Origin of the sequence: Bacillus sp. B1(2022), assembly GCF_040259625.1 — a bacterium.
Classification (GTDB): domain Bacteria; phylum Bacillota; class Bacilli; order Bacillales; family Bacillaceae; genus Bacillus; species Bacillus velezensis.
Map to the genome: position 1 here is coordinate 128,521 of NZ_JANIFO010000006.1, position 26,624 is coordinate 155,144.

Here is a 26,624-nt window from a genome sequence, read left to right on the forward strand (position 1 = left end):
CCTTGTATCAATACATGTCAGGAAAGGGGCAGACGAGTGATTGATTTAAGCATACTTGATCAGGCGCCCGTATCCAAAGGAAACGGGCCGCACGAGACGCTCCGCCGTTCAGCGGAGCTCGCCCGCCTCAGTGAAGGATGGGGCTATAAGCGGTACTGGTTTGCCGAGCATCACGGCACAAGAGGGCTCACAAGCGTTTCGCCGGAAATTATGATCGCTCATACCGCCGCAGCCACAACGTCCATCCGTGTCGGATCAGGCGGCGTGCTGCTGCCGCAGTACAGCCCTTATAAAGTCGCGGAAACTTTCCGTCAGCTTGAGGCGCTGCACCCGAACCGGATTGACCTTGGGGTCGGACGCTCGCCGGGCGGTACAACGAAAATCCGGCTCGCCCTCACAGACGGGGTAAAGAAAAGCATGACCGAGTTCAACAGGCAGCTTCAGGATTTATCATCCTTTCTGACAGATTCGGTTCCCTCGGACCATGCTTATGCAGGAATAAAAACAGCGCCTTTGATTGAAACAGCCCCGCAGCTTTGGGTGCTCGGCCTCGGGGAAAACAGCGCCAGACGCGCCGCTCTTCAAGGTGCGGGCTATGTCTTCGGCCATTTCATTAATCCGGAACGCGGGGAAAAAGCTTTTCAGATCTATCGGGACCATTTCCGGGCCTCCGCCCATTTTTCCGCTCCCGCCTCGCTCTGTGCCATTTTCGTCATATGCGCGGCTACGGATGAGAAAGCGGAAGAACTCGCCTTAAGCCAGGATTTATGGCTTCTTCGTGTCGGAAAAGGCGCCGACAGCCGCGTGCCGAGTGTGGAAGAAGCGCAGGCTTATCCGTATTCGCCGGAGGATCGTAAACAGATAGAAGAAAACAGGAAGCGGATGGTGATCGGCTCTCCTGCCGCAGTGAAACGCCGTCTGCTTGAACTTTCCGAGCGGTATCAGACAAAAGAGATGATGGTGCTGTGCAACGTCTTTGATTTCGAAGCAAAAAAAGAGTCATATGAACGTCTCGCTGATTTATTTCTGTAAAAAAAAGCCGTCAAACGGAGCAGCAGATGAGACTGCTGCACCGCTTAACGGCGGTTTTTTCGTTCTTTTCCTTTTTTAAACGCATTCCAAATCCCCTGCAGCGTAAACCCGAGCAGAAGCAGAATGATTAACAGTAAAGTGATTGACGGCCCCGGAGGCGTTCCGAGCTGGTACGAAGACGTCAGCCCCATGAACACACTGAAAAGAGAAATAATAATGGCTGCCGCAAACACCCATTTAAACCCTTTGGCGATACGGATTGCAAAAGCCGCGGGCAGTACGAGGAGCGCGGAAACGAGCAGCACGCCGATAATCGGAATAATGACCGAAATCGCCAGCCCCGTCACGATGCTGAATGACATTGACAGGAGGTTTGTGTTAATGCCTGATGTCTTCGCCGTCGCCTCGTCAAAAGTAAGCAGATAGAGCGGTCTGTTTAATATAATGAAATAAAGCAGAATCAGCAGGGTAATGCCTCCGATAATATAGACCTGCTGCTGGCTGACCGTGACAAGCGATCCAAATAAATATTGATCGATGCTCATCGACGCGCCGCCTTTTGACAGGCTGATCAGAAACATCGCAAACGACAGCCCGGCCGCCATTAAGATTGCGATAGATACCTCGGAATATGTACGGTACGCCCGCCGCATGTATTCAATGCCGATCGCTCCGATCGTGACGACAACGATGCTCGCCGCCGTAATATTGGTACTGAGAAAAAAACCGATGGCCACGCCCGACAATGAAATATGAGACAGCGTATCCGCCATCAGCGCCTGTCTTCTCAGCACGAGATATACGCCTAATATCGGCGCCATAATTCCGATCATGCTTCCCGCTAGAAAAGCTCGTCGCATGAATTCCAAGTCAAACATTTCCATCCGCCTTTTTCCCCCCTTTCAAGCCGTATGACTTTATCCAGATACTGCTGTACTTCGTTTTGTTCGTGTGTCACCATGACGACGGTGCGGTTGTGATTTTTCACCTGATGGTGCATAAATTCGTAGAAACCCTGTCTGCTTTCATAATCAACCGCGGTTGTCGGCTCATCAAGCATCAGCAGATCCGGATTGCTCGCAAGCATTCTCGCAATGCAGATTTTCTGCTTCTGTCCGCCGGATAAATCGCCGATTTTCCGGTGGCGGAAATCCCACATTTCCACCATCTTCAGCGCGTTTTCCACCTCGTGGTGATCCGTTTCGTTCAATCGTTTAAACCATTTTCCCTTCGTATAACGGCCTGATTGCACAAGCTCCAGAACCGTGCTTGGGAATCCTGCGTTAAATGAAGAAATCTGCTGCGGAACATAGCCGATTGTCAGGCGTTTTCCGGCTGCGTTTTTTTTACTGATCTCGGCCGTTCCTTCCCAAGGTCTGAGCATGCCGAGCATGACTTTCATCAGCGTCGATTTTGACGCGCCGTTCGGTCCTGTAATGCCGACGAATTCGCCGCTTTTGATTTCCAGCGACACGCCGTCAAGCACGGGTGTATGCGAATAACCAAAAACGATATCCTGTAATGTAACGAGATTCATGCTGACCTTCCTTTCCCGCATAGAAATAGTGTGCACCCCGCGGCGCACACTATGTTATTTAACCAATAGCGAATCTTTCAGTGCATCAAGGTTTTTCTCCATAATGTCGATATAACCGATGCCTTTATCCCGTTCTTTTTGGCTTAAACCTTCCAGTGTATTGAGCACTTCCGTTTTCGCGCCGATTTCACCGGCAAGCGTATCTGCAACTTTAGGCGATGCAACTTCTTCAAAGTAGATGATCTTCACATCATGCTGTTTGGCAAACGTTTTGAGATCCGCCAGTTTGGCCGCACTCGGCTCTTCTTCAGGAGAAAGGCCTGCAATCGCGACTTGTTTTAAGCCGTATTCTTTGGCGAGATAGCTGAATGCCGCGTGCTGTGTGATCAATTCTTTTTTCGCCGCTTTATTTAATGTTGTACGGTATAGTTTATCAAGATCCTGCAGTTTTGCAATATATTCTTTACTATTTTTCTCATAGTATTCTTTATTCTTCGGGTCCTGTTTTACGATCTGCGCCGTAATGGTTTTGACCTCTTTTTGCGCAAGAACCGGGCTGAGCCACACGTGAGGGTCCATGCTGTGGCTGTGGTCATGACCGCCGTGTCCATGTTCCTCTTCCTCTTCATCCGAACCTTCGAGTAAGTCAATTCCTTTCGACGCCTTTACAAACTTCGCATGATCAGAGCCCATGCTTTTTTCCGCTGAAGGAACCCATGTCTCCATATATTCGCTGTTGTATACGAAAAGATCGGCGTTTTGAATGCCGGCGATATCCTTCGGCGTCGGCTCCCAATCATGGGGTTCGACCGAAGACGGGATGAGAATGTCTACATCGCCTTTGTCTTTGACAATTTGTTTCGTGAATTCGTACATAGGATAAAAGGTCGTCACGACGTGCAATTTGCCGCTTTTTGAAGAACCTGACGAACCTTTTGAAGATGAATTGCCGCAGCCCGCCGCAATTAAAAAGCATGCCGCAATGACAATGATTCCGCTCCATTTTTTAAACAAGCCGTTTCCCCCCTGTTCTGTAAATCAGAATGATGACGATTTCCAAAGCGTACTTTCTCGTTCATTTGTTACCTATACCATAATAAAACGAAGTAATTACGTTTTGCAAGATATTTTTTTCTAAATTGATATCCAATTTACCTAAAAAGCCCCCGCCATGTATGGACGGGGGCGTCCTATCACATATCAGGCAAGCAGATAAACTCTTGTTTCATAAGGACGGAATGTGATGCGGGATTCCGCGCCGCCATTTTCATAGTTGCTGAGAAGAAGCTCGGCGCTTTCAGGTTTGGAGCCATCAGGCCAATAAAAGACGGCTTCTTCTTTCGATACGTTGCTGATGGAGATGAGCTTTTGTCCGTTTGCTTGTCTTTCATATACAAACAGCTGCGGGTCATCAGGAAGCAGCAGCGTGTAGCTGCCTTTTATGACATCAGCATACTGTTTTCGCAGGCGGATCAGTTTTTTGTAAAAGTTCAATACAGAATCGGGATCATCCTGAGCCTCGGCCGCATTGACGGTTTTGTAATTGGGATTGACCGCGAGCCACGGTTCGCCCTCCGTAAACCCGGCATTCTTGCTGCCGTCCCACTGCATCGGTGTACGGGCATGGTCACGGCTTTTCGCCATAATAGACGCCATGACTTCTTCCCTGTTGCGGCCCATTTCAAATACCCTTTTATGATACATATTGACGGTCTGAATATCTTGATAATCCTCTATTCTGTCAAACGGAGCGTTTGTCATGCCGATTTCTTCCCCCTGGTAAATGTACGGCGTGCCTTTCATGAAATAAAGCAGGACGGCAAGCATTTTGGCGGATGCTTTGCGGTATGTGCCTTCGTCTCCGAAACGGGATACGATCCGGGGCTGGTCATGATTGCACCAATACAGCGTATTCCAGCCTTGATGTTCCAGTTTTTCCTGCCAGTCTGTGAGCACTTTCTTCAAATCGGACAGCTCAAGCGGTTTTACATCCCAATGCTCTTGGCCCGGCTTTTGATCAAGCTCCATATGCTGAAAATGAAAAATCATATTCAGTTCATGCTCATCGGTTCCCGTGTAGACCAGCCCTTCTTCAGGCGTCACTGATCCGGCCTCACCGACCGACATCACGTTATATTTGGAAAATACCTCTTTCGTCATTTCTTTTAAGTAATCGTGTATCCGTGCCCCGTTTGGCCGAAAAGGCTTCGGATCGGCCCGGCGGGCGATGTAATCTTCATATGGCGGCAAATATTCTTTTTTTGACAGAAGATGGAGCTGGTCTATACGCAATCCGTCCACACCTTTATCGAGCCAAAATCTCATCATCTCGTATACTGATTGCCGAACCTCGGGATTTTCCCAATTCAGATCGGCTTGTTTGACGGCGTTCATATGCAGGTAATATTCGCCCGTATGTTCTTCGTACTGCCAGACGGATTGTCCGTAATCCGACACCCAATCGGTCGGCGGGCCGTCCGCGGTGCCCGGCCGCCAAATATAATAATCGCGGTATTTGCTGTCCGGATTCATTTCCGCCTCTTTGAACCAAGGATGCTCCGTGGAGGTATGATTTAAGACGAAATCCATCACAAGCTTTAATCCGCGGCTGCGGCATTCTGTAAGCAGATCGTGAAAGTCCTCCATCGTTCCGTAAGATTCCATAATCGCTTGATGATCCGTCACATCGTAGCCGTTATCGACGTTTGGCGACGGGTAAATCGGGCAGATCCATATCACATCAGCGCCAAGTTCTTTTATATAATCGAGACGCGCGATAATCCCCCGCAGGTCGCCTATACCGTCGCCGTTCGTATCTTGAAAGCTTCGCGGATAGATTTGATAGACAACGGCGTCTTTCCACCAGTCATTCGCCATCTTGCGGCCCCTCCTGTTTTTTAGAGAACCATTTCCTTTATAATCCTTCCCTAAACAAAAAAGAGAAGGTTTCCCCTCCTCTTTTAACTTTCCAGCTGAGACGGATAAAGCGTCATGCCTCCGTCGACGAAAAGTGTTGTTCCGGTCACGTAACTCGCTTCTTCCGACACCATCCATGCGGCGGCCGCGGCGACTTCTTCCGGTTTTCCGAAGGCGTTCATCGGAATTTTTTTCAGCTGGGCCTGTTTATGTGTTTCATCTTCCAGATCCTTATTGGACTCCGTGGCGATCGTGCCGGGAGCGATGGCATTCACCCGGATGCCTTTGTCTGCGTAATTGAGCGCCATCGTTTCCGTCATCATTTTGATCCCGCCTTTGGATGCCGAGTACTGCACGTTTTCAGGACGCGGTATTTGCTGATGAACGCTCGATATGTTTAAGACCGTTCCTTTTTTGCCGCGCTCGAGCATATGTTTCAGTGCCGCTTTCGCCCCCAAAAAGGTGCCGGTCACGTTGACGTCGATGACCTTTTGCCAATCCTCCAGGCTCATTTCATGGGGCATCGCTTCGGCCCCGTTAAAGCCGGAATTGTTGACCATCACGTCCACACCCCCGAAATGCTCCTGGGCGGCATCAAACAGCGCCTGAATCCCTTCTTCTGAGGATACATCGGCTTTTACGGTGACGGCTCTGCCTCCCGCTTTCTCAATGATGTCCGCCGCTTCTTCCGCTCCGGCGGAATCACCGAGGTAGTTCACAACCACATTCATCCGCTCCTTGCCGAAGCGTTCGGCAATGGCTTTTCCGATTCCTTTCGAAGAACCTGTTACGATTGCTGTTTTTCCCTGTAAATCCTGATACATTGTCTCTTTTCCTCCCTGATGTTAATACAGAGCATGTACCCGGTTTTGATCGGCCGAAAACAAAAGAGATCATAAAAAGAACGATGAAGCCGAAGCTCCCTCGTTCTTTTTTTCATTATGCGTAGTTGTTCATTTGCAGCCTTTTTTGCACGCCGACAAGCCTGCTGAAAAAATAAGATGCCGCTTTGTAGTTCTCCCGTTTATGAAAGAAATGAGCCGCGTCCTGAAGCAGCTCCTCTGTGTCAGCCAACAGCTCTTTTGATTCCAGAATGTCAAAATACTCTTTGAGCGAATCCTGTCCGCCTTCCCCCTGATAAAGCTCTTTAATCAGACGGAATTTCGTCATATAGATCTCATCTTCCCACTCCGCCGCGCTTCTCATGCCCCGCGCGCAGCTGGCGGCGGCTTCACTGTATTTTTCCGTTTTAAAGTAGATATGCGTGAGTGAAAAAACAGCCTGGATGACCTGCCGGAAGCTGTGTGCTTCAAATCCGGCAGCCGCCCGTTCAAAATCCTCCGCCGCCTTGCAAAAGTCACCCAGACTGTACATACAGTGCCCGATATTATAATAGGCCGCAGCAATCATATATTGATCATCAAGCCGCTCCGCGTGTTCCAAGGCGCATTCGAGGTATTCCAGCGCTTTTTTATGCTGCTGAGCGTCCATCAGATTTCCGGCAATGATAAATTTGCACTGCACCCTTCTCATTCCGTATAATTCATATTTCTTGTAAATATCAAGCGCCTGCCCCGCGTAATTCATCGAAAAGAAAGTCTGCTTGATGTGATAGTACACCTCAGAAATTTTATACAGAAACTCGGCTTTCTCTATGTCATCTTCCACATATTCAAGCTTTTCCTCAGCCCGCTTATAATGAGAAATCGCTGAGATGAAGTTTTTCTGCTTAAATTCATACATTCCCCTGAAATAGTAAAAATAATATTCCAGTAAGCCGGTCAGCTTTTGCTGGTTCATCTCAATCTCAGTGAGCATTTCAGAGAACGGAGGCTGGCAGTCGCCGTCTTTCATGGGTTTTAATTTATCCAGCATGATGCGGTGCCGAAATTCCATCAATGAAAAATACAACAATAAATCCTGGTTCTCTTCCATATCTTCGAGTTCATATTGAATCTCCCGCTTCAGCGCTTCAGCTTGATCGGCTTCAAACGCGCGGATCAGCTTATACCATTCATTCATCTTTACGGCCACTTCTTCAGATGGAATCTTGGATTTCATAGATTTGCCTCCTTCCTCCGGCTACTAATTATGTTATATTTTATCATAGCAAATTTATGGCAGTGAGCAAACAAAGATTTTAATCAATTAAAGAAAGAGAGAATTCACCATGAAACGACCAGTCAGAATTGCACTGCTTTTGATCCTCTTCTTTTCCGCAGACCTATGTTTTTCCTATGTGCAGAAAGAATTGAGGCCGCAGACGGCATTACAAGACAGAGCCATTCCAAGCGCTCTTCATCCGCTCGTGAAACAGAATGCGGAGCTATTGCAGACGGCCGCTCTGAAAAAAGGCATCACCGTCGTTATCACAGAGGGTTTCAGATCAATTGAGGAACAAAACGAATTGTACCGTCAAGGACGTTCAAAAAAAGGAAATATCGTCACCTACGCAAAAGGCGGGGAATCTTACCACAATTACGGCCTTGCGATCGACTTCGCCCTGCAAAAAAAGGATGGAAGCCTGATTTGGGATATGACGTACGACGGAAACCGAAACGGCACGCCCGATTGGCTTGAGGTCGTATCGATTGCCAAAACGCTCGGTTTTGATTGGGGAGGCGATTGGAGAGGCTTTAAAGATTATCCTCATTTACAAATGATCCCTGGCTAATAAAACCTTTTCTTTTTTCGCTTTTGCGCATCAATGTACGGAGGATAGACAGGCCTGTACACAAGCTTATATCCTTCATTGCCGGACGGCGTAAAATCGCGCTGCCACTCCAGCCGCAGATGGAAATCGGATAAAAAAGCGGCCTTTGCTTCTTCGGGAGTAACGGCCGGCACCGGATTGATCTTCTCCAGCTGCTCCGGGTCAATGTCAGGCGCCATGTAAGCTTCCACAAGCCCCGTTACGGGACTGACAAGTATTCTCGCAGCGCCGAACCGCAGCGGAATATCCTGATGCCATATGGAAAAATGGAAGCGGAACCTGCCCCTTCCGTCCGTTTTCAGCGGGTTCATTTTAAAAAACTCGTCCGCTCTCGGATAAAGCTTGTATAAAAATTGAAGCGCGACGGCCTCACACTCTTCCGCAGAATAAAAGGCCGGGCCCTGATGCTCAATAAAAGATTTAAAGGCTGTCATTTTCCCTGTCTTTTTGTCCGTTTTCATCTTCATTGTATTTTTGTTGCTGCTTTCAAAATAGCTTTCGATACTCAAATCTTTCCGTTCCGGAACCGACCCTTTCCGCCATGTCGTTCCGATCTCATCCCCGAGATCGCGCCGGCGCGTCTGAACCATATCCGCGGTAAACCCCATTAATTCATCCAGGCTGATTTCCCGTTTATGTTCAAACGCGGGAAGCGGTTTTGCCGGCTCATTCCTGTCTTCGCAAAGCTGCTGATCCGGCACGATATCATCTTCACCGGCCGGATAGCTGTAAGCCGGCAGAATCGGTTCATAGACGAGACGCGGTATTTTCTCAAAATTGACCACATCATAGACGAGACTGAATGTCAGCACACTCATGTAATGCGAGACGACTTTTTCCCGATCGACGAATGTTTCCGGGACGGGCGCTTCACCCTTATCCCCGTAATAGATAAACTGCACGACGAAGCCGCTCCTGCTTACATCAACGAAAAAACCTGAATCGGGAAGCGGCCGGCCGAGCACTTTTTTTGTATAGATAAATCGGATGCACCCATTGCGTTCTTCCCTCGCCTGAAAGATGAAATTCATAAAAGTAAGCGGGCGGTGTCTCGCCGCAAACCGAAGAGCCGTCAGCTTTAATTCGGCGTCTGACAGCTGCATGTCTGAACCTGGACAGTCGTTGCGTGAATAGGTAAGCAAAGATCCGTCGTCGCCCAGCTCAATCGTGACCGTTTTATCCGGCTGGTTACGATCTTTCCATATATAATAGGCTTTCGTTTTTTGTTTTTCATCATAATCTTCTATTTCAAGCTCATAGTCCGGCGGTATGTTCCCGATTTCCAGCGCTTTTTTTCTCAGATGTTCTTTCAGCAATGGGGTCATCCTTTCAGAAGAGTGTATAAAAAAGAACTGTTTTTTATTATATAAAAACGTCCTTATCCTTTTAAAGGGAAGAAAGTGCCTTTTATGTGTCTATTTTTAGCAAAGAGGGAAAAGAGCCGTATTCAGAGCGGCTCTTTTTCATACAAATGTCACATTCCCCGTGAAAGCCCCGGGACGAACGCCCTTGACTTTCAGCCTATTAAACTCGTGATCGCTTCCCCTGTATGAGCCTCAATAAACAGCGGGAAAACCGGCTTGTATACGAGCCTGTACACTTTTCCGCAGCTGTCGTCATCGTAACAACGATCCCAAGCGAGCTCGGCTTTGATGGCCCGGCGGATCGCGTCTTTCGCCTCTTCCATTGTCAATGAAGGAACGGGATCGATTTCCTGGAGCTCTTTCGGATCAATTTCCGGCGGCATATATACAGTGACAAGACCCGTCTTTTTGCTGACACAGATTCTCCCCTCTCCGAATCGCAAATCAACGCCGCCCGAACAAGCCTTATATGTAAGTCCCACGTTTTCTCCTTCATCATCCGGCTCATCATATTGAACCCGGAAATACTGATCCGCTTCCGGAAACATGGCGAATAAAAAGCGAATGGCCATGTGATGGCATTCTTCCTCGGAAAACCTCGGTTCGCCTTCAACTTTTATAAATGACATCACCCCAGTGAGCCGGCCCGATTCTTTATCATGCATTGTTTTCAATACGTGTTCATTCCGTTCTTTAAACAGACTTTCAAAGCTTTTATCTTCCCGTACGGATTTTGTTTTTTCAGGACGCCAGGCAACGCCGATACAGCCCTCTCCAAGATCGCTTTCCCTCTCTTTATAAAAACCGTCGTGCAGCCCGATCATGTCATTGATGCTCATCTTTTCCGCTTCAGGTGCAGGGCGTGAAATCGGGACATACGGCCGCGTGTCGTCTTCCAGCTCTTCATATTCGTCTAATTCTGCATTCTCTTCCTTCAGGTCGGCCGATATCGGCCGCGTCGGAGACACGATTTGATAGACGAGATGGGGCTTGTCATCCCCCTGCACATAGACGGACTGATGCAGGACGGTGAACAACAGCTCTGCTTCAATATGTTTGACAAAGTGAGCCAATGCTTCCCGCTTGTCCGCAATTGTCTCCGGTCTTAACAGATCATCGGCCTTCCCATGGTAAGAAAAGCCGGTTACTTCCCCTGTCACAGCCAGGTCGATGTAAAACCCGGTCAGCGGAAGCGGCAGACCGTCAGCCATCTGAACATAGGAATATCTCACATCGCCATCATTGGCGGAGCCGCTGTTTTCCAATTCGAACTCAGCCAATGCCCCAGGACGATGGGTTTCTAAAAACGCCCGCATCCGTTTTTTTATGTCCGATTCCGAAAGAGCCGGCAGATCAGTCTGGAAAGCCGGACGGGATAAGTATTTCAGTTTTCCGTCCCGGTCTAATTCGACCATGATGCCGGCTTCCGGATCATTCTTATCTTCCCACCAAAACAGAACCTCATCTTCCCGGTATTCTTCCACATTACTCTCGTAGCGGGCAGGTACGTTTCCGATTCGGAGAGCCAGCTGTTTCAATTCTTCTTTATTCATCATAACACTTCCTTTTCTTCCAAAAAGATTGATGATTACCAAGACTCTTTTATACAAAACTAGTATAATTAACCTGTCCATCTTCATGACTATCGAATTAATCATTAACAACAGGGGGTAAACCAGATGTCCATCAAAAAAATGAGCGCCGTGTTTTTCATTCTGCTTCTCACGGCATTTACCGCCGCGTGCAGCAGCGAAACGAGCGGCGGCCAGGAAAGCAGCACGGCGAAAGTGAAAATAAAAGAGACAGCATGGGCCGCTTCAGACGATACTGAACATCCGGCCGCGCTGAAAGTAACGGTCACCGTCAAAAATACGGGCAAAGACCCGCTTACCGTCAAAAGCAGCGACTTCTCGCTTTATCAGGATGACGCGAAAACAGCCAAGGCCGATAAGGAAGACTTGATGCAGAGCGGCACGCTTCATGCGGGTAAGACAGTGACGGGCAATCTGTACTTCACGGCTGACGAAGGCAAATCCTATGAATTGGTATATCAGCCGCAGGCAAAAGACGCGAAGCCTTTATCTTATAAACTGAAAGTCAAAGGCACAGCCTCCAACGCAAAACCTGACCCGGCGGACGCATTATCCGCATACATTGATGTGATGCTGTACGGCAAGCACAATAAAGATTTCACCCGCCTGACCGGTGTAAATGAAAAAATGACGGCCGCCGCATATCAGGAATCGGCGAAAGCCAGCTTTATCGCTTCTGCAGGCATTTCACAAGAACAGGCGGACTCAAAAGCCATTTCCGCTATTATTGACGCCATGTCATCAGCGCTTCGGGATAACACAGAGCTCAAGGTGCATACCAAATCCATGTCAGGCAAAAAAGCCGTCCTTGAAGCAAAAGTGACGCCGCTTGATATGTCTCCCCTTGCGGGCCAGCTGCAAGACCGCGTGCAAGACTATGCCGGAAAGCACCCTGATGCTGATGAAAACGAAATTGTCAGCCACCTGCTTTCTGTCTATCCGGAAGAGTTTATGCTCCTGAAACCGGCTTCTTCTTCTGTTACAAGAGAAATTGAGATGAAGAAAAACGCCCGCGGCCAGTGGTATCTGGATACAGACGCCGATCTGGAAGGATTGACAGAAGCGTTTTTGAAAACGTCCTGACAACAAGAAAGGAAATAGCGCAGGCTATTTCCTTTTTTTATTTTCACTTAAAGATGTCACTGATATATTGAACCTCATCCTCGGTTAACTGCACATTAAGCGCGTCCAGATTGTGTTTCAGCTGGTCGGGGCGTTTGGCTCCGGGAATGATCGCATCCACTGCCGGCTGCGACAGAAGCCACGCGAGTGCGATATGCGCTGTCTGCGCCCCTTTTTCCTCCGCAACGGCCCGAAGCTTATCCACTCGCTCCAGATTTTGGTGAAAAGCTTCTCCCTGAAACGGCGGCCTGTTCTTTCGGCTGTCCTCAAAGACTGTGTCTTTTGTAAACTTTCCCGTCAGCAAGCCGGAAGCAAGCGGGAAATAAGGAATAAAGGAAATGCCGTTCTTTTCACAATAAGGCAGCAGATCATGCTCCGCCTCACGCTGAATCAGTGAATATTCCGATTGAAAAACCTCTAAATAGCCGTCGGCGTTAAACTCCTGCAATTGCCGGAAGCTGAGATTGGACGCGCCGATTGCTCTGATTTTCCCTTCGTCCTTCAGTTCTTTTAGCGTGCCCGCCACTTCGGAGAGCGGTGTTTTGCCGTCAGGGAAGTGGACGTAATACAAATCAATCACGTCTGTTTTCAGCCGCTTCAGGCTGTTTTCCGCCTCACTCCGGAGAAATTCACGGCTGTTGTCCAGCTCGATTTGTCCGTTGACTTCTTTATGCGCGCCTTTTGACGCAATCACGAGGCTGTCCCGCACGCCGCGCTCTGCGACAACTTCACCGATTAACTCTTCGGAACGCCCCAAACCGTATATAAACGCCGTATCAATAAAATTGACGCCGCCGTCCAATGCTGTGCGGATGAGTTCTTTTCCCGTTTCATCATTAAGATTCGGAAACAGATTATGTCCTCCGACCGCATTTGCGCCAAAACCGATACGCTTTACCCGTAAATCCGTCCTGCCCAGCGTACGTGTCTCATCCATGGCTCAGGCTCCCTTCCTTTTATCGCTCTGTTTAGTATTAGATAGACGGTAAGAATTATCCTGCCTGAGAGCCTCTCTACAGAAAAAACCTTGAAAAGCGTTTGCCCTTCAAGGTTTTTTTGGCTGTGTATTAAGATGTCAGAGCTGCGGCGAAGCGTTCGGCTTCATCCGTGAGAGCACCCTCGATTTCCTTATAGCGGCTGGAAATCGTTGAGGCGCTGACGCCGTACTTCTTCGCCAGCTTGGCTTGAGAAACGGACGCGCCGTTCAGAGAAATGCTGTTTACGTAATATTCGACCGCCGCCGCGAAAGCTTCAGGCTTTCTGATCGTCGGTGTTTTTTTGACACAGAACGTTTTCCACAGATCAATTACGGCCGGAACCAGCTCAGCCGGGTATTCATCCCCGCTCAGGCCTTTTTCAATGGCGTCTGCCGTTTCCTTCTCCATGTCGTTGGCCCACTCTGTCTGTTTTTCTTCAGCAGCCTGCTCAGGCTCTTCCGCCGTTCCTAAAAGAGCGGCCAGCACAATGTCGAAGTTTTCCTGCATAAAGCGCTCAGGCGATTTTCCTTCCGCAAGGGCCGGGGCCGCCGCCTTTTTCACTTTGCTGATTAGAGCTTCGGCCCGCTTCACAGGGAAGATCGTAAATTGCATGAAGAACTCCGCTTTTTCCGCTTCGTGGATTGGATAGCCGAGAATCAGGCTTCCCGCCGGCGGAAGATCCTGCTGGCTGACGTCCATTTCCACTTTGAATTGTTTTTTCGTCATCACATCTTCAAAGTGAATCATTCCTTCTTTCACATCTTCAAGCACCATAACGGCAGGTGTCATGCTTTTCCATGATTCAACGATTTCCCGTGTTTTCGGGCGGTTGATGCCGCCGGCTTTTTTCTGAAGATATTCTTCAAAAATCGTCTTGCCGCCTGCCAGCGGACGGAAGAAAATTCCCCAGATGCCGAGGTTGAAGACTCCGATGTCTTTTGTCTGTCTGTCCAGCTCCGTAATGAACGCGTGCTGGTTAATAAATGATGATATGCCGTCTCTATGTGCTGTAAAGGCGTACTCCATTAGGCTTTCCTGAATCTGTTTCGCTTCTTTTGCCGCGATGTCTGCCGGAATGGCAGCTTCTTTGCTTCCGCAGCATTTTTTATATTTCTTCCCGCTGCCGCATGGGCAAGGGGCATTTCTTTTCACTTTTCCCACAATAAACCCTCCGAATTCTGATATAACTTTATTATTTTAACAAAAATAACTTCAGAGGGCTTGGTTTACGGCGAAAAAAGAATATGGAAGAAAAAAAGCCCCCGGGATATTCTCATTCTCCGGGGCTTTGAAACTGTTAATTTGTATTTTGTCCGCCGCCGTTCAGACCTTCTTTAATCAGCCCGTTTACTTGGCTGTTCATCAAAAGTCCGATGTGTCCGACACCGTGAATCTGCACGTTTTTCCCGCCGATCAGCCGTGACAGCGGGTTCAGGACGATTAAGTCCGCTGAGCTGTAAATCGATGTATATAAAATCTTTTGGTTCGGATCAGTCCCCGGAAGCGCCCGGTTGGTCACAAGGCCGTTCGCTCCGCCGAGTGTGACGACGTTTGCGATTTTGTCTCCGCCGTCAAGATTTTTAATGTAATAGAGCGTGTTGGCTCCGCCCATGCTGTGCGCGACGATATCGACTTTTTTCGCACCTGTTTCGCTGAGCACTTTTTTCACGTAATTGGACAGTCTCGGCGCATTGTGTCTGTTGTTTCCGGTTTTGTCTAAGAAATCGATGGCGTACATCTCTTTTCTTGACCAGCCTTGGGATGCCAAGTATGTTTTGATTCCCGCGAAGTTAAAGGACGCCCCGCCGATTCCGTGGACCATGACAACAGGGTTATGCCCTGAGGAGGCTTTCGATACGGTCGGCTGGAAGGCAAATACGGAAATGACGGACAGCATACAAACTGTAAGGACAACTAGAATTTTGCTTTTTATATGTTTCATGAACTTTCCTCCTGCTATGTAATATTTTTGCAGTTTTTATTCTATTAGAGAAGAAAAGGAAAAAATAGTGTATTTTTTACTGTTTTCAACAATTAAAAAAAGAGCGGAAAAATGAGAAAGACGTCCCTTTCCCGAAAGCACGCTTATGCTTTAATACGGCATAACAAAAAAGGAGAGAACACCCGGTTCTCTTCTCCTAGTACTCATTGAAATAGGTTTGAATCCGCTTAGGGTCATGCGTTTTTGTCAGCGCAAGCATCAGAAGAATCCGCGCTTTTTGAGGGTTGAGAGAGTTTGAAGCTGTCAAATGGTCTTTTTCATACTCTCGATTAGGTGTTACCGTTCCGTTTCCCGTCCTTGTGGAGCGGACGACCGCCAGCCCGCTTTTGACCGACTTTACGGCGCCTTTTTGCGCCGCATCAGACATTGAGCCGTTTCCCGGGCCTGCAAAAATAATGCCTTGCGCCCCTGATTTTACGGCAGCTTCAAAGAGATAGCTTCCGTCATTTTGATAGCCGTATATAATATCGACCTGCGGCAGTTTATCAAGTTTATCTATCTTGAAATCTGTATCCTTCGTATGCTTTCGGGTCATGATGTTATTAAAATAGATGTCATCAGCAATTGTTCCGATATAACCCATTTCTTCCGATTTGAATGTGTCGGCCGCGGTTGTATTGGTTTTTGTCACATAGCGCGCCGAAGCGATTCTGTCATTTAATACGACAAGCGTCCCCTTGCCTTTCGCATCAGGCGCAGCCGCTGTTTTTACAGCGTTATATAAGTTGGATGGCCCGTCCGCTCCGATCGCCGTGGACGGCCTCATTGACCCGGCGACAACAACGGGCTTGTCACTTTTGACCGTCAGATTGAGAAAGTAGGCGGTTTCCTCAAGTGTGTCTGTTCCATGTGTAATGACAATGCCGTCTGTATCATCAGACTTGAGCAGCTTGTTTACCCGTTTTGCAAGTTTCAGCAGTGTCTCGTTATTCATATTCTGGCTGCCGATATTCACAACCTGTTCTCCGCTCACATGCGCGACCTCTTTTATCTCCGGAACGGCCTGAATCAGGGCATCAACTCCGATTGCCCCCGCCGTGTACTCCGTAGCGGACGTCTTTGAAGGAGCAGCGCCTGCAATTGTGCCGCCGGTGGCAAGAATTTTAACATTCGGAAGTCCGTCTTTTTTCGCTGGGGCTGCGGCTGCCATCCGGGGCGGTGTTTCTTTCGCTTGAGGAGATTGGGAGCAGCCGGCCGCGATGAAGAGCAGAGCCGTGATAAATGTAATGAAGGGCATAAATTGTTTTTTCATTCTTTTCTCTCCTTTTCTTTATTTATGAAGATTTTCCTCGCACCGGTCAACGCGCTTGTCAGGCAACCTCCCGAAGAAAATAACCGTTAAAAAACCTTGACACCGTCATGTGAAATCAAGATAATAGACCAGTCACTATATTTTAAATTTGTCAAAAATCAGTAAGGTGGGAACATTATGAGCTATGGAGATTCTCGTGAAAAAATCCTCGCCGCGGCAACCAGGCTGTTTCAGCTTCAGGGGTATTACGGCACGGGGCTGAATCAGATTATTAAAGAAAGCGGTGCCCCGAAAGGTTCTCTTTACTATCATTTTCCGGACGGCAAAGAGCAGCTCGCCATTGAGGCTGTCAATGAAATGAGCCATTATATCCGTATGAAAATAAAAGAAAGCCTTGATGCCCATCCTGATCCTGCGGAAAGCATTCAAGCGTTTTTACAGGACTTATCAAGCCAATTCACATGTCCGGAGAACTTTGAAGGGTTTCCTGTCGGTTTACTGGCTGCCGAGACTGCTTTAAAGAGCGAAAAGCTCCAGCAGGCCTGTCAAAGCGCTTATCAGGAATGGGAGAATCTGTTCGCGGGCAAATTGAGATCAGCCGGTTTTTCTGATGAGAAAGCGGCGGAAATCAGCACTGTTTTAAATGCCATGATAGAAGGCGGCATCATTGTGTCCTTAGCCAAAAAAGACAAAATGCCGATCCTCCATATTTCTAAACAAATCCCGAACCTGCTGAAGACATAAAATACGAGAGACATGTACGTATAGAAAGAGAGGAGAATGATTTTGGAAAACGCTCAGCCTTCCATACAATATAAAGTCATGCCGATCATGATTTCTTTACTGACGGCAGGGTTTATCGGCATGTTCAGTGAAACGGCGCTGAATATCGCCCTGACTGACCTGATGAAGGAGTTACATATCACTCCTGCGACCGTCCAGTGGCTGACGACGGGCTATCTGCTCGTTCTCGGTATTCTTGTCCCGGTATCGGGTCTGCTTTTGCAATGGTTTACGACGAGACAGCTGTTTATCGTTTCACTTGCTTTTTCCATTATCGGCACGCTGATTGCAGCGCTTGCGCCGAGCTTTCCGTTTCTTTTGGCGGCGAGAATCGTGCAGGCTTTAGGAACCGGGCTGCTGCTGCCGCTGATGTTTAATACAATCCTCGTCATCTTTCCGCCGCATAAGCGCGGAGCGGCAATGGGGACGATCGGGCTTGTCATCATGTTCGCTCCTGCGATCGGTCCGACATTTTCAGGGCTTGTGTTAGAGCATTTGAACTGGCATTGGATTTTCTGGATTTCCCTGCCGTTTCTTGTGTTGGCTCTTTTATTCGGCATCGCCTACATGCAGAACGTGTCTGACATTACAAAACCGAAAATTGACGTGCTTTCCATTATTCTGTCTACGATCGGGTTTGGCGGCATCGTATTCGGATTCAGCAATGCGGGCGAAGGATCAGACGGCTGGTCAAGCCCGACGGTTATCGGTTCGCTCACTGTCGGTGCGATCGCGCTCATCTTATTTTCCATCAGGCAGCTGACAATGAAGCAGCCGATGATGAATCTGCGCGCTTTCCGCTATCCGATGTTTGTTCTCGGTGTCGTGATTGTATTTATCTGTATGATGGTTATCTTATCGACAATGCTTCTATTGCCAATGTATTTACAAAGCGGACTGATGCTGACGGCGTTTACGTCCGGGCTCATCCTGCTGCCGGGCGGTATTTTAAACGGCTTTATGTCTCCGGTGACGGGGCGCCTGTTTGACAAATACGGCCCGAAGTGGCTTGTCATTCCCGGGTTTGTCATCACGGCCGCCGTACTTTGGTTTTTCTCAAACATTACCGGCACTTCAACGGCCATTCTCATCGTCGTGCTCCACACATGCCTGATGATCGGCATTTCCATGATCATGATGCCGGCGCAAACGAATGGCTTAAACCAGCTGCCGCCGGAATTTTACCCGGACGGAACGGCCATTATGAATACGCTCCAGCAGATGGCCGGCGCAATCGGCACTGCGGTGGCGGTCAGCATCATGGCAGCCGGGCAGAAGAATTATATGAGCACCGTGAAAAACCCGAATGATCCTTCCGCATACTCTCACGCGCTGATTGCGGGCGTCCAGCACGCCTTTATCTTCGCGATGATTGTCGCCGCTATCGGCTTGATCAGCGCCTTCTTTATGAAACGGGTCAAAGTGAATCACTCATAAGAAAACAGCAGGCTCCCCGTGAGTCTGCTGTTTTTTTATATACCGCGCGCTTCAGCCAGTTCATCAATCGCATACATCAGATCATCGGCCGTGTTATAGAAATGAGGCGCCAGCCGGATGATTTGTCCGCTGGGTGCGCATACGATGTTTTTCCGCCTCAACAGCGCAGCCGTTTCCGCCGCTTTTTCATCCCGTATGGAAATCATGCCGGGTCTGTCATCGGCAGACGGAGGCCCTGTGAGATTCAATCCTTTTTCAGAAGCGTATTCATACGCAAATGCGCTGAGTTTTTTTACTTCCCGGTGAATGCGGTCTGTGCCGGCATCGTTTACTAGAGATAAAGCCGCCTGTGCCGCATATATGCTGATAAATGCCGGGGTTCCGGTCTCAAAGCGTTTGGCTCCGTCCGCATAAGAAAAACGGGTTAAATCCAGCATCGACGCCCGCTGCTGCCCGAACCACCCGGTGACTTTCGGCTTCAGCCGTTCGGCAAGTTCCTTTCTGACATAAAGAAACGCCGTTCCCGGTATGCCGAGCATATACTTTCTCGCACCCGCGGCCAGCATATCAACTCCCCATTCTTTTACATCAATCGGGATGTGCCCCGCTGATTGATAAGCATCGACAAAAAGAAGCGATCCCTTCTTTGCGGATATCTCGGCAATGCGCTTCATATCCTGGACAAAACCGGACGTATAGGACACATGGGGCACACAGGTGAAAAGCGTCTGTTCCGATATGTACGTCTCATACCGCTCTAACGGGATCATTCCATCTTCAGACGGCACGACTGAAAGCTCCATCTCAGTCTGTGCCTTCAAAATGTGGGCGATCGCCGGAAAATCCAATTCCGTATACACCGCCTGTTTCTTTCGGCAATCCGGTAAAGCAGAAACGACGGCAGAGACAGCAGCCGTTACTGAAGGTAAAACGGCGATTTCTTCAGGATGGGCGCCGATCAATTTCGCAAATTCACACCTTGCCCGCTCCGTTCGTCCAATGGCTTCTTCCCAGTTTCCGCCATGCTGAAGCAGGCTTTCCTGATAGTCATTGATCGCTTTTGAAACCGGCAGGGCAAGAGCGCTTTGAGAGCAGCTGGCGAGCATCGTATGTGTGCGGAGCGTCGGAAATAAAGATCGGTATTGCACCAGAGGCGAATTCAAGACGTGTTTCCCCCTTCGGCAGGAATATATGTCCATTATAGAGTATGGTAAAAAGAAAAGGAGGGTTTTATATGGAGAAAAAAGTATTGCTGACAGGCTTTGACCCCTTCGGCGGGGAAACGGTCAATCCTTCATGGGAAGCGGTCAAACGGCTGAATGGTGCCGCTGATGGCCCTGCCTCTATCGTATCTGAACAAGTGCCGACCGTTTTTTATAAGTCTCTTGCCGTGCTGCGCGAGGCGATCAAAAAGCATCAGCCTGACATTATCATCTGTGTCGGACAGGCAGGCGGCAGAATGCAGATCACGCCGGAACGGGTCGCGATCAATCTCAATGAGGCGCGCATACCGGATAACGAAAGAAACCAGCCTGTCGGGGAAAACATTTCTCAAGACGGTCCCGCGGCCTATTGGACCGGCCTTCCGATCAAACGGATCGTTGAGGAAATCAAAAAGGAAGGCATTCCCGCGGCTGTATCCTACACGGCGGGGACGTTTGTATGCAATCACCTCTTTTACGGGCTGATGGATGAAATCAGCCGCCATCATCCGCACATCCGCGGCGGGTTTATACACATCCCGTACATTCCGGAGCAAACCTTGCAAAAGTCTGCGCCGAGCCTCAGCCTGGATCTCGTGACAAAAGCGCTCAAAATCGCCGCGGTGACCGCCGCGGCGCATGAGGACGATATTGAGACCGGCGGAGGCGAACTTCACTAAGCTGCAGACGGCGCCTCGGCCCATTTCTTCCGGTAAACGATGCGGGACAGCGTCACACTGATTTCATAGAGGACGAGCAGCGGAATCATGACGAGAAAGTCAGACATAAAATCCGGAGGCGTAATCAGCACCGAGACGACGATCAGCACAAAATACGAAAGCTTCCGCGCCTTTGCCAGCCGGGTTGGATTCACGATTCCGAGCCGTGTCAGAAACATGACGGCCAGAGGCATTTCAAACAAAAATCCGAACGGCAATGTAAGATTCAGCATAAAGGTAAAATACTTGTCCGCCGTAAATACCATGTCAAAATGGCCGGCGGATAATTGTGTTAAAAATCCGAGCACAATCGGAAACAGCACAAAATACCCGAAGGAAATTCCGATAATAAACAAAACCGAAAGCCCCGGAATGTAAAGCAAAGCGGCGCGGCGTTCAAACGGGGTCAAAGCCGGCACCGTAAAACGCCAGAGCTGAAAAGCGGCAACCGGAATCGTTGCCGTAAGGGCGCATATTCCCGCAATCATCATATACACCCATAAAATCTCGCTCGGCCCTAAAACGGCCAGCCTGCCATCCAAATCCTTGATCAGCCAGTCATAAATATCCTGCACAAACCAGCAGGCGCCGATAAAAAACACGAGAAAGGCGATAACGGTTTTAATGAGACGCTGCCGGACTTCCTCTAAATGCCCGATCAAGTGGGTTTCTTTTTTATCCAATCGTACATCCTCCTTATAGAGAAAGAGGCAGAAACGGATTCGTCTGCCCCCATGTCAGGATTCAGCCTGCCGTTTTGTCTTTCTCAGCCGTCTGCTTGTCCGGCTCTTCATTTGAGACCAGTGTTTTTGCGGCGCTTTTAAATTCAAGCAGCGTGCGGCCGGCGGCACGGCCGATTTCCGGAAGCTTTGAAGGCCCGAAAATGATGAGAGCGATGACGAAGATCAGGATCAACCCGGGAATGCCGATATTAGAAAACATGAGTGTGCCTCCTTATTGTGAGATTTTGGCCCGTTTCTTTCTCATTTGCTTTTCATGCGCATTGTTATGGGCGAAGAAACGATCCTCTTCCACCTCGTTTGACTGCTTTACACCGCCTGCAACCGCAGCTTGAGAGACCTTCCGAATCCCCGTCTGGTCTTTCTGATAAATGAATGAAGCCCGCGTGGATACCTCAGCCCCCGGCTCCGTCACGTACGGCACCACTCTGTAATCCGCTCTCCATTGGGCAGGGGTCACCGTACAGCGGACATAGCCGCGGTAATCGTTGAAAAACTTAATATGCGGGTTTTGTTTTAAGATCTGATCCGTATCGGCCCGTTTATCCGCCCCGTTTCCTCCAGATGTAATGGAGGTCCCGACGAATTCGGCTCCGAAAATCTTTGAATTCGTTTGATTAAAATCGGTATGCAGGTTTGACGCCCAGCTTGCGTGAACATCACCCGTCAGCACGATGACATTGTTCAGGTTTTTGCTTTTTATAAAATTGATGACCCGCTCCCGCTGAGCCGGGTAGCCGTCCCATGAATCCATGCTGTATATCGGATTGGCGGTTGTTCCGAAATTCCATTGCGCGAAAAAGATTTGCTGCGCCAGCACATTCCACTTCGCTTTTGAGGCGGCTAAATTTCCGAAGAGCCATTGCTCCTGTTCTGTCCCCATCAATGTACGCTTCGGATCTCTCCACTCATCAGAAGGCGGCTTATTCCCGTCGCCGTTGGCCTGATCATCTCTGTACTGTCTTGTATCAAGCACATTGAACGATGCTAAATTGCCATAAGAAAATTGCCTGTACAGCCGCATATCAGGACCGTTCGGCAATGACATGCGCCTGAGCGGCATGTGTTCATAATAAGCCTGATAAGCTGCGGCCCTCCTGAGCACAAACGCTTCAACGGATTGGCCTTTTTCAGGGATAATATTGGCATAATTGTTTTCCACCTCATGATCGTCCCACGTCACGACCCACGGAAATGCGGCGTGGGCGGCTTTCAGATTGGCATCAGAGCGGTATTGGGCATGACGGTTGCGGTAATCTGACAGTGTATACACTTCAGCGCTGCTGTGCGTCCTGACATTTCCCGTTTTTGACACATATTCGTTCGGTCCGTATTCATAAATGTAATCTCCGAGATGGAACACGAGATCAAGCTTTTCCTTCGCCATATGTTTATACGCCGTATAATAGCCGTGTTCATACTGCTGGCATGAGGCAAATGCAAACGTCATGGCGGATACGTCAGCACCGGGAGCGGGCAGCGTTTTCGTCCGGCCGACGGGACTGAGCTCATGCCCGCTTTTAAACCGGTAATAGTACACTTTATTGGGCTTGAGCCCGTCCGCCTCGACATGGACGGAGTGTCCGAGATTCGGCTTGGCCATTTCCGTTCCGCGTTTGACGATGTGACGAAAATGTTCATCAGCGGCGATTTCCCATTTTACCGGCACGGCCTGCTTCGGCATGCCGCCCCCATTCAGCGGGTCAGGGGCAAGACGCGTCCAGAGAATGACGCTGTCAGACAGCGGGTCGCCGGAAGCTACGCCGAGGGTGAACGGATAGTTTGAAAATTTCGGAGCGGCATTCACTTCAAACGCGCCGATGGATTGCGCGATCGCTAACCCGAGGGAAAGACCGGCGATTTTCCCGGCGCCCTGTATAAATTCGCGGCGGTCAAACGTATTGTTCTGAAAGCTTTTGTTCTCCAATTCCTTGATCCATTCATCTAAACGGCCGTCATGTGTCATGTCAGTTCCCCTTTCGTCTCATTGATCGCCCTTATTATAAAAAAGAAATGTTAAACCGCTATGAAGAAGTGTGAAGGGTTTGTAAGGCTGAAAAATGGACGGCGGGAGACATTTTTCACATTGTTTCGACAAACCTTGCCCCGCCGGGAGAAAACCCCCTCTGTTTCTTTTTGGCTTGTCATCCGTCAAGCGAACTTTTTTCCTATTTTTCTTCACAAGAAATTAAAAAAACACCGTTCATTCTCAGAACGGTGCGCCCGGGATTAAAATGTATTGTACACGTTTTCGCACGTTTCACCTGTCGGCTGATAGAAGCAGTGGGATTTGAATCTCGCGACAAACGGCTGATCATACCAAGTCGGCGGGCAGTTTCCCGGCGGCTTAAAATACCACAGACTGAACTTAGCCGGCCAAAACCGTTCTCCGTTAATCGTCCGGCGGGCAAGCCTCCGCTCGGATTCACGCGGTCTCTGGTAAAAGTATCCGTGAGTCACCGCTTCAAACGCGTGCGGCTGAAACACCATCTGCCTGATGGTGCGCAGGCCTTTAAAATCAGAACAATTCGCCCGCACCCGATTGATTCCCACATTGCCGACCAAAAGCATTCCCTGCTTCCCTTCGCCTTCCGCTTCCGCCCTGAGCAGCCTTGCCATTAGATCCAGATCGGCGCTCGACGCTTTTACGACTGCCATCATGACACCTCCCGTATTTTCTCCCTTCATCATATTCAGCCGCGGCCCAGTGATGACAGACAAAAGCCAGAAAACAAATGTTCACGAAAAAAGGGTTTATATTTCACGTTATGAGGAAACATACTAACATGATTTCCATAAGGAGGAATTCGCATGGAACACATTAAAGCGCTTGCCATCAAAGGCATTATGACCATCATTATTCTGTATCTGATACTCGGCTTAGGTTTTCGCTTTACATTCGGCGACGTGCTGCTGATGACCATTGTGCTGGGAGCCGTTTCTTACTTTACGGGCGACCTGTACGTGCTGCCGAGATGGAATAACATCACGGCGACGTCCGCTGATTTCGGAATCGCGTTTCTTGTTGTCTGGCTGATGGGAATGCCGCTGTCCATGGGCATTTCCGGAGGAAGACTGGCGTTTGCCGCTCTTATTTCCGCCGTCATCATCGCCGTCGGAGAATATTTTTTCCATATCTATCTGATGAGAAAAGACTTGGGCGGGTCCCGTTTTTTAGAACCCCGGTCCGAATAACGTAAAAAAGGCCGGATAAAAGCCCCTTTAAAGGGGGCTTTTTATTTGTAAAGTATAAACGCTTTATACATCTTGATATAACTGATAAACCCTTTTCAGCCTTTCTTCGAGCTGTTCAAAATGAACAAAGCGGGCTTCTCTCAGAAACTCAGTCCCATCAATGAACAAAAGAAGCACGGGAACAGTGAAGACTGAAAATCTGCCGGCCACCTCTTCTACCTCGTCAGCATTGATATGCCCCAATTTGATATTCGGAAACTGATCCAATACTTTTCTGAGCTGCGGCAGAACAGCGTGACATACTGTACAGGCGGGTCTTGAAATGTAGATAAAACTGAATTGATGCTGTTTAATAAAATTCTCGATAGAATCTAATGAATGTAATTCTGCCATCTCTTTCAACAAAACCCTCCTCCAAATCGGCTCGTCTTTCATGACCAAGCTCATCAATACTCTTACATTCACTATACACATTTATATTGAACATATCCGCTTTTTTGCTATTCAGAGCACCTGAACGTTGTGCTTAAAAAATAAAAGAACAGTTACCGCTTTTCAGTAACTGTTCTTAGATACTTATATTAAAAATGCAAAGCATACGCCCCTGAACCGATGAGTGCAACTCCGATGGAGACTGCAATCAGCACCAAGTTATATTCAAAACCGCCGGCACCGTTGGCAAATCCTTTCGCTCCATGGACTTTTACGATGGCACCTAACATAATAATCGTTATAATAGCAGCTCCGAGCGGGAGGAAAACACCTAAAATAAATAGAATTCCGCTTGCGAGTTCCCCGAGACCTGATAAAGCGGCCGCGGCATTACCTGGTTTAACTCCAATTGACTCGAACCATTGTCCGGTTCCTTTAATTCCGTATCCGCCAAACCAGCCGAATAATTTTTGTGATCCATAAAACAGAAACACCACACCAATCATGATTCGAATAAGTAATAGTCCTGCATCTTCCATTTTTATCTCTCCTTATTTTTCATATTATATGATGTCTGCAAGGCAGCTGTTTACCAACAGTCGCTTCCAGCAAACATCTGTTAAATGTATGTCTTGTTATTTTTCTTCATGCTTCACGTTCATCTATCAATCAATCTAATTCTCTCACTTCAAACGGCAGCAGCCCTTGTTCAATTTGTGCCCGGTGCGGTTCATACTGCTCAGGGAGCATCAGTTTTCCGCCCATTGTTTCTTGTGACTCATCATGGGCAAAGCCCGGCGGATCAGTTGCGATCTCAAATAAGATTTCCCCATGTTCTCTGAAGTAAACCGCATTAAAATAGTTTCTATCCTGAACAGGAGTCACACCATATCCGTGCGCAGCAATGAACCTTTGCCAATCTAATTGATCTTCGTCATCCTGAGCCCGCCAAGCGATGTGATGGACCGTGCCGACACCCATTTGCCCGCGGCCGATAGGCGTTAACTTAAGGTCAATCACATTTCCGATATCACCGGCAGAACGATAACGAACGAAGTCTCCTTCTTTACCGACTCGCTCAAGCCCCATGATGTTTTCTAGCAGTTTACCTGTTTTTTCAGGCTGTGCTGATAACAGGGTCGCACCGCCAAAGCCTTTAATGGCAACATCCGGGGTTACGTCTTTGAACGTCCACGTATTGGCTTCTCCTTCTTCTCTTTCCACGATTTCTAAGTGCAGACCGTGCGGGTCATCAAATTCTATATACTGTTCTCCAAAACGCTCAATTTTTGTGTATGGAATGTTGAACTTTTCAAGTCTCTTTTCCCAAAACGCCACGGCACCCTTCGGCACGGCGTAAGATGTCACGCCAACCTGTCCGTCTCCAATGATGCCTTGGCGGGCGCCCGCCCATGGAAAGAATGTGATGATTGTTCCCGGCTTCCCGCCTTCATCCCCAAAATAAAGGTGATACGTACCCGGATCATCAAAATTGACCGTTTGCTTGACCAATCGCAGCCCCAGCACTCCAGCGTAGAAATCAGCATTCTCTTGAGGGTGACCGACAATTGCTGTAATATGATGGATGCCCATCGTTTTTTTCGCCATT

Annotated in this window: 27 protein-coding genes; 7 read left to right on the top strand and 20 right to left on the bottom strand. The window is 48.7% G+C overall.

The genetic code is table 11. The features are described 5' to 3' along the window. Positions 1 to 36: 36 nt before the first annotated feature. Positions 37 to 1,032, top strand: a complete 996-nt coding sequence (locus NQS30_RS12480) for an LLM class flavin-dependent oxidoreductase (RefSeq protein ID WP_218791475.1) — start codon at positions 37 to 39, stop codon at positions 1,030 to 1,032. 44 nt (positions 1,033 to 1,076) lie between these two features. On the opposite strand, the gene NQS30_RS12485 is transcribed toward NQS30_RS12480, so the two are convergent. From NQS30_RS12485 to NQS30_RS12510, 6 genes are all read right to left on the bottom strand, one after another. Continuing rightward, positions 1,077 to 1,916, bottom strand: coding sequence for a metal ABC transporter permease (locus tag NQS30_RS12485; RefSeq protein WP_007409044.1), 840 nt, complete (start codon positions 1,914 to 1,916; stop codon positions 1,077 to 1,079). Further along, positions 1,874 to 2,569 (bottom strand): metal ABC transporter ATP-binding protein, encoded by a 696-nt coding sequence (locus tag NQS30_RS12490; RefSeq protein WP_003156655.1) that lies wholly within the window; start codon positions 2,567 to 2,569, stop codon positions 1,874 to 1,876. The genes NQS30_RS12485 and NQS30_RS12490 overlap by 43 nt, the downstream gene beginning before the upstream one ends. Before the next feature lie 54 nt (positions 2,570 to 2,623). Continuing rightward, on the bottom strand, positions 2,624 to 3,583 hold the full coding sequence (locus NQS30_RS12495) for a metal ABC transporter substrate-binding protein (protein ID WP_015239100.1): 960 nt from the start codon (positions 3,581 to 3,583) through the stop codon (positions 2,624 to 2,626). A gap of 186 nt (positions 3,584 to 3,769) precedes the next feature. Then, complete coding sequence (locus NQS30_RS12500) at positions 3,770 to 5,446, bottom strand: glycoside hydrolase family 13 protein (RefSeq protein WP_218791474.1); 1,677 nt, start codon at positions 5,444 to 5,446, stop codon at positions 3,770 to 3,772. Between the two features lie 83 nt (positions 5,447 to 5,529). Then, on the bottom strand, positions 5,530 to 6,309 hold the full coding sequence (locus tag NQS30_RS12505) for a glucose 1-dehydrogenase (protein ID WP_218791473.1): 780 nt from the start codon (positions 6,307 to 6,309) through the stop codon (positions 5,530 to 5,532). A gap of 115 nt (positions 6,310 to 6,424) precedes the next feature. Continuing rightward, positions 6,425 to 7,546 (bottom strand): response regulator aspartate phosphatase, encoded by a 1,122-nt coding sequence (locus tag NQS30_RS12510; protein ID WP_007409040.1) that lies wholly within the window; start codon positions 7,544 to 7,546, stop codon positions 6,425 to 6,427. A 109-nt stretch (positions 7,547 to 7,655) separates the two neighbouring features. On the opposite strand from NQS30_RS12510, the gene NQS30_RS12515 reads away from it, so the two are divergent. Continuing rightward, positions 7,656 to 8,159: a peptidoglycan L-alanyl-D-glutamate endopeptidase CwlK gene (locus NQS30_RS12515; protein WP_011996280.1), complete on the top strand. Its 504-nt coding sequence runs from the start codon at positions 7,656 to 7,658 to the stop codon at positions 8,157 to 8,159. On the opposite strand, the gene NQS30_RS12520 is transcribed toward NQS30_RS12515, so the two are convergent. Both NQS30_RS12520 and NQS30_RS12525 read right to left on the bottom strand, forming a co-directional pair. Then, on the bottom strand, positions 8,156 to 9,514 hold the full coding sequence (locus tag NQS30_RS12520) for a YcdB/YcdC domain-containing protein (protein ID WP_059366517.1): 1,359 nt from the start codon (positions 9,512 to 9,514) through the stop codon (positions 8,156 to 8,158). The two genes, NQS30_RS12515 and NQS30_RS12520, sit on opposite strands and share 4 nt — an antisense overlap. Positions 9,515 to 9,714: 200 nt before the next feature. Beyond that, a complete protein-coding gene (locus NQS30_RS12525; RefSeq protein ID WP_163113929.1) occupies positions 9,715 to 11,115 on the bottom strand; it encodes a YcdB/YcdC domain-containing protein in 1,401 nt (466 codons plus the stop codon). Positions 11,116 to 11,241: 126 nt separating this feature from the next. Here NQS30_RS12525 and NQS30_RS12530 point away from each other — a divergent pair, with 126 nt between their 5' ends. Further along, positions 11,242 to 12,237 (top strand): DUF5105 domain-containing protein, encoded by a 996-nt coding sequence (locus NQS30_RS12530; RefSeq protein ID WP_218791472.1) that lies wholly within the window; start codon positions 11,242 to 11,244, stop codon positions 12,235 to 12,237. 43 nt (positions 12,238 to 12,280) lie between these two features. Here the strand turns inward: NQS30_RS12530 and NQS30_RS12535 are convergent, their stop codons facing one another. The 4 genes from NQS30_RS12535 to NQS30_RS12550 all read right to left on the bottom strand — a co-directional run bounded on the left by NQS30_RS12535 (position 12,281) and on the right by NQS30_RS12550 (position 16,507). Then, positions 12,281 to 13,213 carry an aldo/keto reductase gene (locus NQS30_RS12535; RefSeq protein ID WP_025284185.1) on the bottom strand — a complete coding sequence of 311 codons (933 nt, stop codon included), beginning with the start codon at positions 13,211 to 13,213 and terminating at the stop codon, positions 12,281 to 12,283. 130 nt (positions 13,214 to 13,343) lie between these two features. Further along, complete coding sequence (locus NQS30_RS12540) at positions 13,344 to 14,414, bottom strand: helix-turn-helix domain-containing protein (protein ID WP_218791471.1); 1,071 nt, start codon at positions 14,412 to 14,414, stop codon at positions 13,344 to 13,346. A gap of 136 nt (positions 14,415 to 14,550) precedes the next feature. After that, positions 14,551 to 15,195 (bottom strand): lipase EstA, encoded by a 645-nt coding sequence (gene estA / locus NQS30_RS12545; protein ID WP_025284183.1) that lies wholly within the window; start codon positions 15,193 to 15,195, stop codon positions 14,551 to 14,553. Between the two features lie 196 nt (positions 15,196 to 15,391). Next, positions 15,392 to 16,507, bottom strand: a complete 1,116-nt coding sequence (locus NQS30_RS12550; RefSeq protein WP_011996274.1) for a type II asparaginase — start codon at positions 16,505 to 16,507, stop codon at positions 15,392 to 15,394. 177 nt (positions 16,508 to 16,684) lie between these two features. On the opposite strand from NQS30_RS12550, the gene lmrA reads away from it, so the two are divergent. Both lmrA and lmr(B) read left to right on the top strand, forming a co-directional pair. Then, complete coding sequence (gene lmrA / locus NQS30_RS12555) at positions 16,685 to 17,251, top strand: transcriptional regulator LmrA (protein WP_007409030.1); 567 nt, start codon at positions 16,685 to 16,687, stop codon at positions 17,249 to 17,251. Positions 17,252 to 17,287: 36 nt separating this feature from the next. Continuing rightward, on the top strand, positions 17,288 to 18,727 hold the full coding sequence (gene lmr(B) / locus NQS30_RS12560) for a lincomycin efflux MFS transporter Lmr(B) (protein ID WP_218791470.1): 1,440 nt from the start codon (positions 17,288 to 17,290) through the stop codon (positions 18,725 to 18,727). Positions 18,728 to 18,762: 35 nt separating this feature from the next. Here the strand turns inward: lmr(B) and NQS30_RS12565 are convergent, their stop codons facing one another. Next, positions 18,763 to 19,890 carry an aminotransferase class V-fold PLP-dependent enzyme gene (locus NQS30_RS12565; RefSeq protein WP_218791469.1) on the bottom strand — a complete coding sequence of 376 codons (1,128 nt, stop codon included), beginning with the start codon at positions 19,888 to 19,890 and terminating at the stop codon, positions 18,763 to 18,765. Positions 19,891 to 19,961: 71 nt separating this feature from the next. On the opposite strand from NQS30_RS12565, the gene pcp reads away from it, so the two are divergent. Beyond that, positions 19,962 to 20,609, top strand: coding sequence for a pyroglutamyl-peptidase I (gene pcp, locus NQS30_RS12570; protein WP_169510046.1), 648 nt, complete (start codon positions 19,962 to 19,964; stop codon positions 20,607 to 20,609). Here the strand turns inward: pcp and tatC are convergent. The 4 genes from tatC to NQS30_RS12590 all read right to left on the bottom strand — a co-directional run bounded on the left by tatC (position 20,606) and on the right by NQS30_RS12590 (position 24,046). After that, positions 20,606 to 21,331: a twin-arginine translocase subunit TatC gene (gene tatC / locus NQS30_RS12575; RefSeq protein WP_069007459.1), complete on the bottom strand. Its 726-nt coding sequence runs from the start codon at positions 21,329 to 21,331 to the stop codon at positions 20,606 to 20,608. The two genes, pcp and tatC, sit on opposite strands and share 4 nt — an antisense overlap. Before the next feature lie 61 nt (positions 21,332 to 21,392). Continuing rightward, positions 21,393 to 21,590 carry a twin-arginine translocase TatA/TatE family subunit gene (locus NQS30_RS12580; protein WP_003156681.1) on the bottom strand — a complete coding sequence of 66 codons (198 nt, stop codon included), beginning with the start codon at positions 21,588 to 21,590 and terminating at the stop codon, positions 21,393 to 21,395. A 12-nt stretch (positions 21,591 to 21,602) separates the two neighbouring features. Further along, on the bottom strand, positions 21,603 to 23,354 hold the full coding sequence (locus tag NQS30_RS12585; RefSeq protein ID WP_218791468.1) for an alkaline phosphatase D family protein: 1,752 nt from the start codon (positions 23,352 to 23,354) through the stop codon (positions 21,603 to 21,605). 263 nt (positions 23,355 to 23,617) lie between these two features. Then, positions 23,618 to 24,046 (bottom strand): cell wall hydrolase, encoded by a 429-nt coding sequence (locus NQS30_RS12590; protein WP_011996267.1) that lies wholly within the window; start codon positions 24,044 to 24,046, stop codon positions 23,618 to 23,620. Between the two features lie 153 nt (positions 24,047 to 24,199). On the opposite strand from NQS30_RS12590, the gene NQS30_RS12595 reads away from it, so the two are divergent. Further along, complete coding sequence (locus NQS30_RS12595) at positions 24,200 to 24,583, top strand: DUF2512 family protein (protein ID WP_218791467.1); 384 nt, start codon at positions 24,200 to 24,202, stop codon at positions 24,581 to 24,583. 63 nt (positions 24,584 to 24,646) lie between these two features. On the opposite strand, the gene NQS30_RS12600 is transcribed toward NQS30_RS12595, so the two are convergent. The 3 genes from NQS30_RS12600 to NQS30_RS12610 form a co-directional block, all read right to left on the bottom strand. Beyond that, positions 24,647 to 24,985 carry a thioredoxin family protein gene (locus NQS30_RS12600; RefSeq protein ID WP_007409022.1) on the bottom strand — a complete coding sequence of 113 codons (339 nt, stop codon included), beginning with the start codon at positions 24,983 to 24,985 and terminating at the stop codon, positions 24,647 to 24,649. Positions 24,986 to 25,164: 179 nt separating this feature from the next. Then, positions 25,165 to 25,554, bottom strand: a complete 390-nt coding sequence (locus tag NQS30_RS12605; protein ID WP_007609195.1) for a DoxX family protein — start codon at positions 25,552 to 25,554, stop codon at positions 25,165 to 25,167. A gap of 130 nt (positions 25,555 to 25,684) precedes the next feature. Continuing rightward, positions 25,685 to 26,623, bottom strand: a complete 939-nt coding sequence (locus NQS30_RS12610; RefSeq protein ID WP_114354892.1) for a ring-cleaving dioxygenase — start codon at positions 26,621 to 26,623, stop codon at positions 25,685 to 25,687. Position 26,624: the final 1 nt, after the last annotated feature.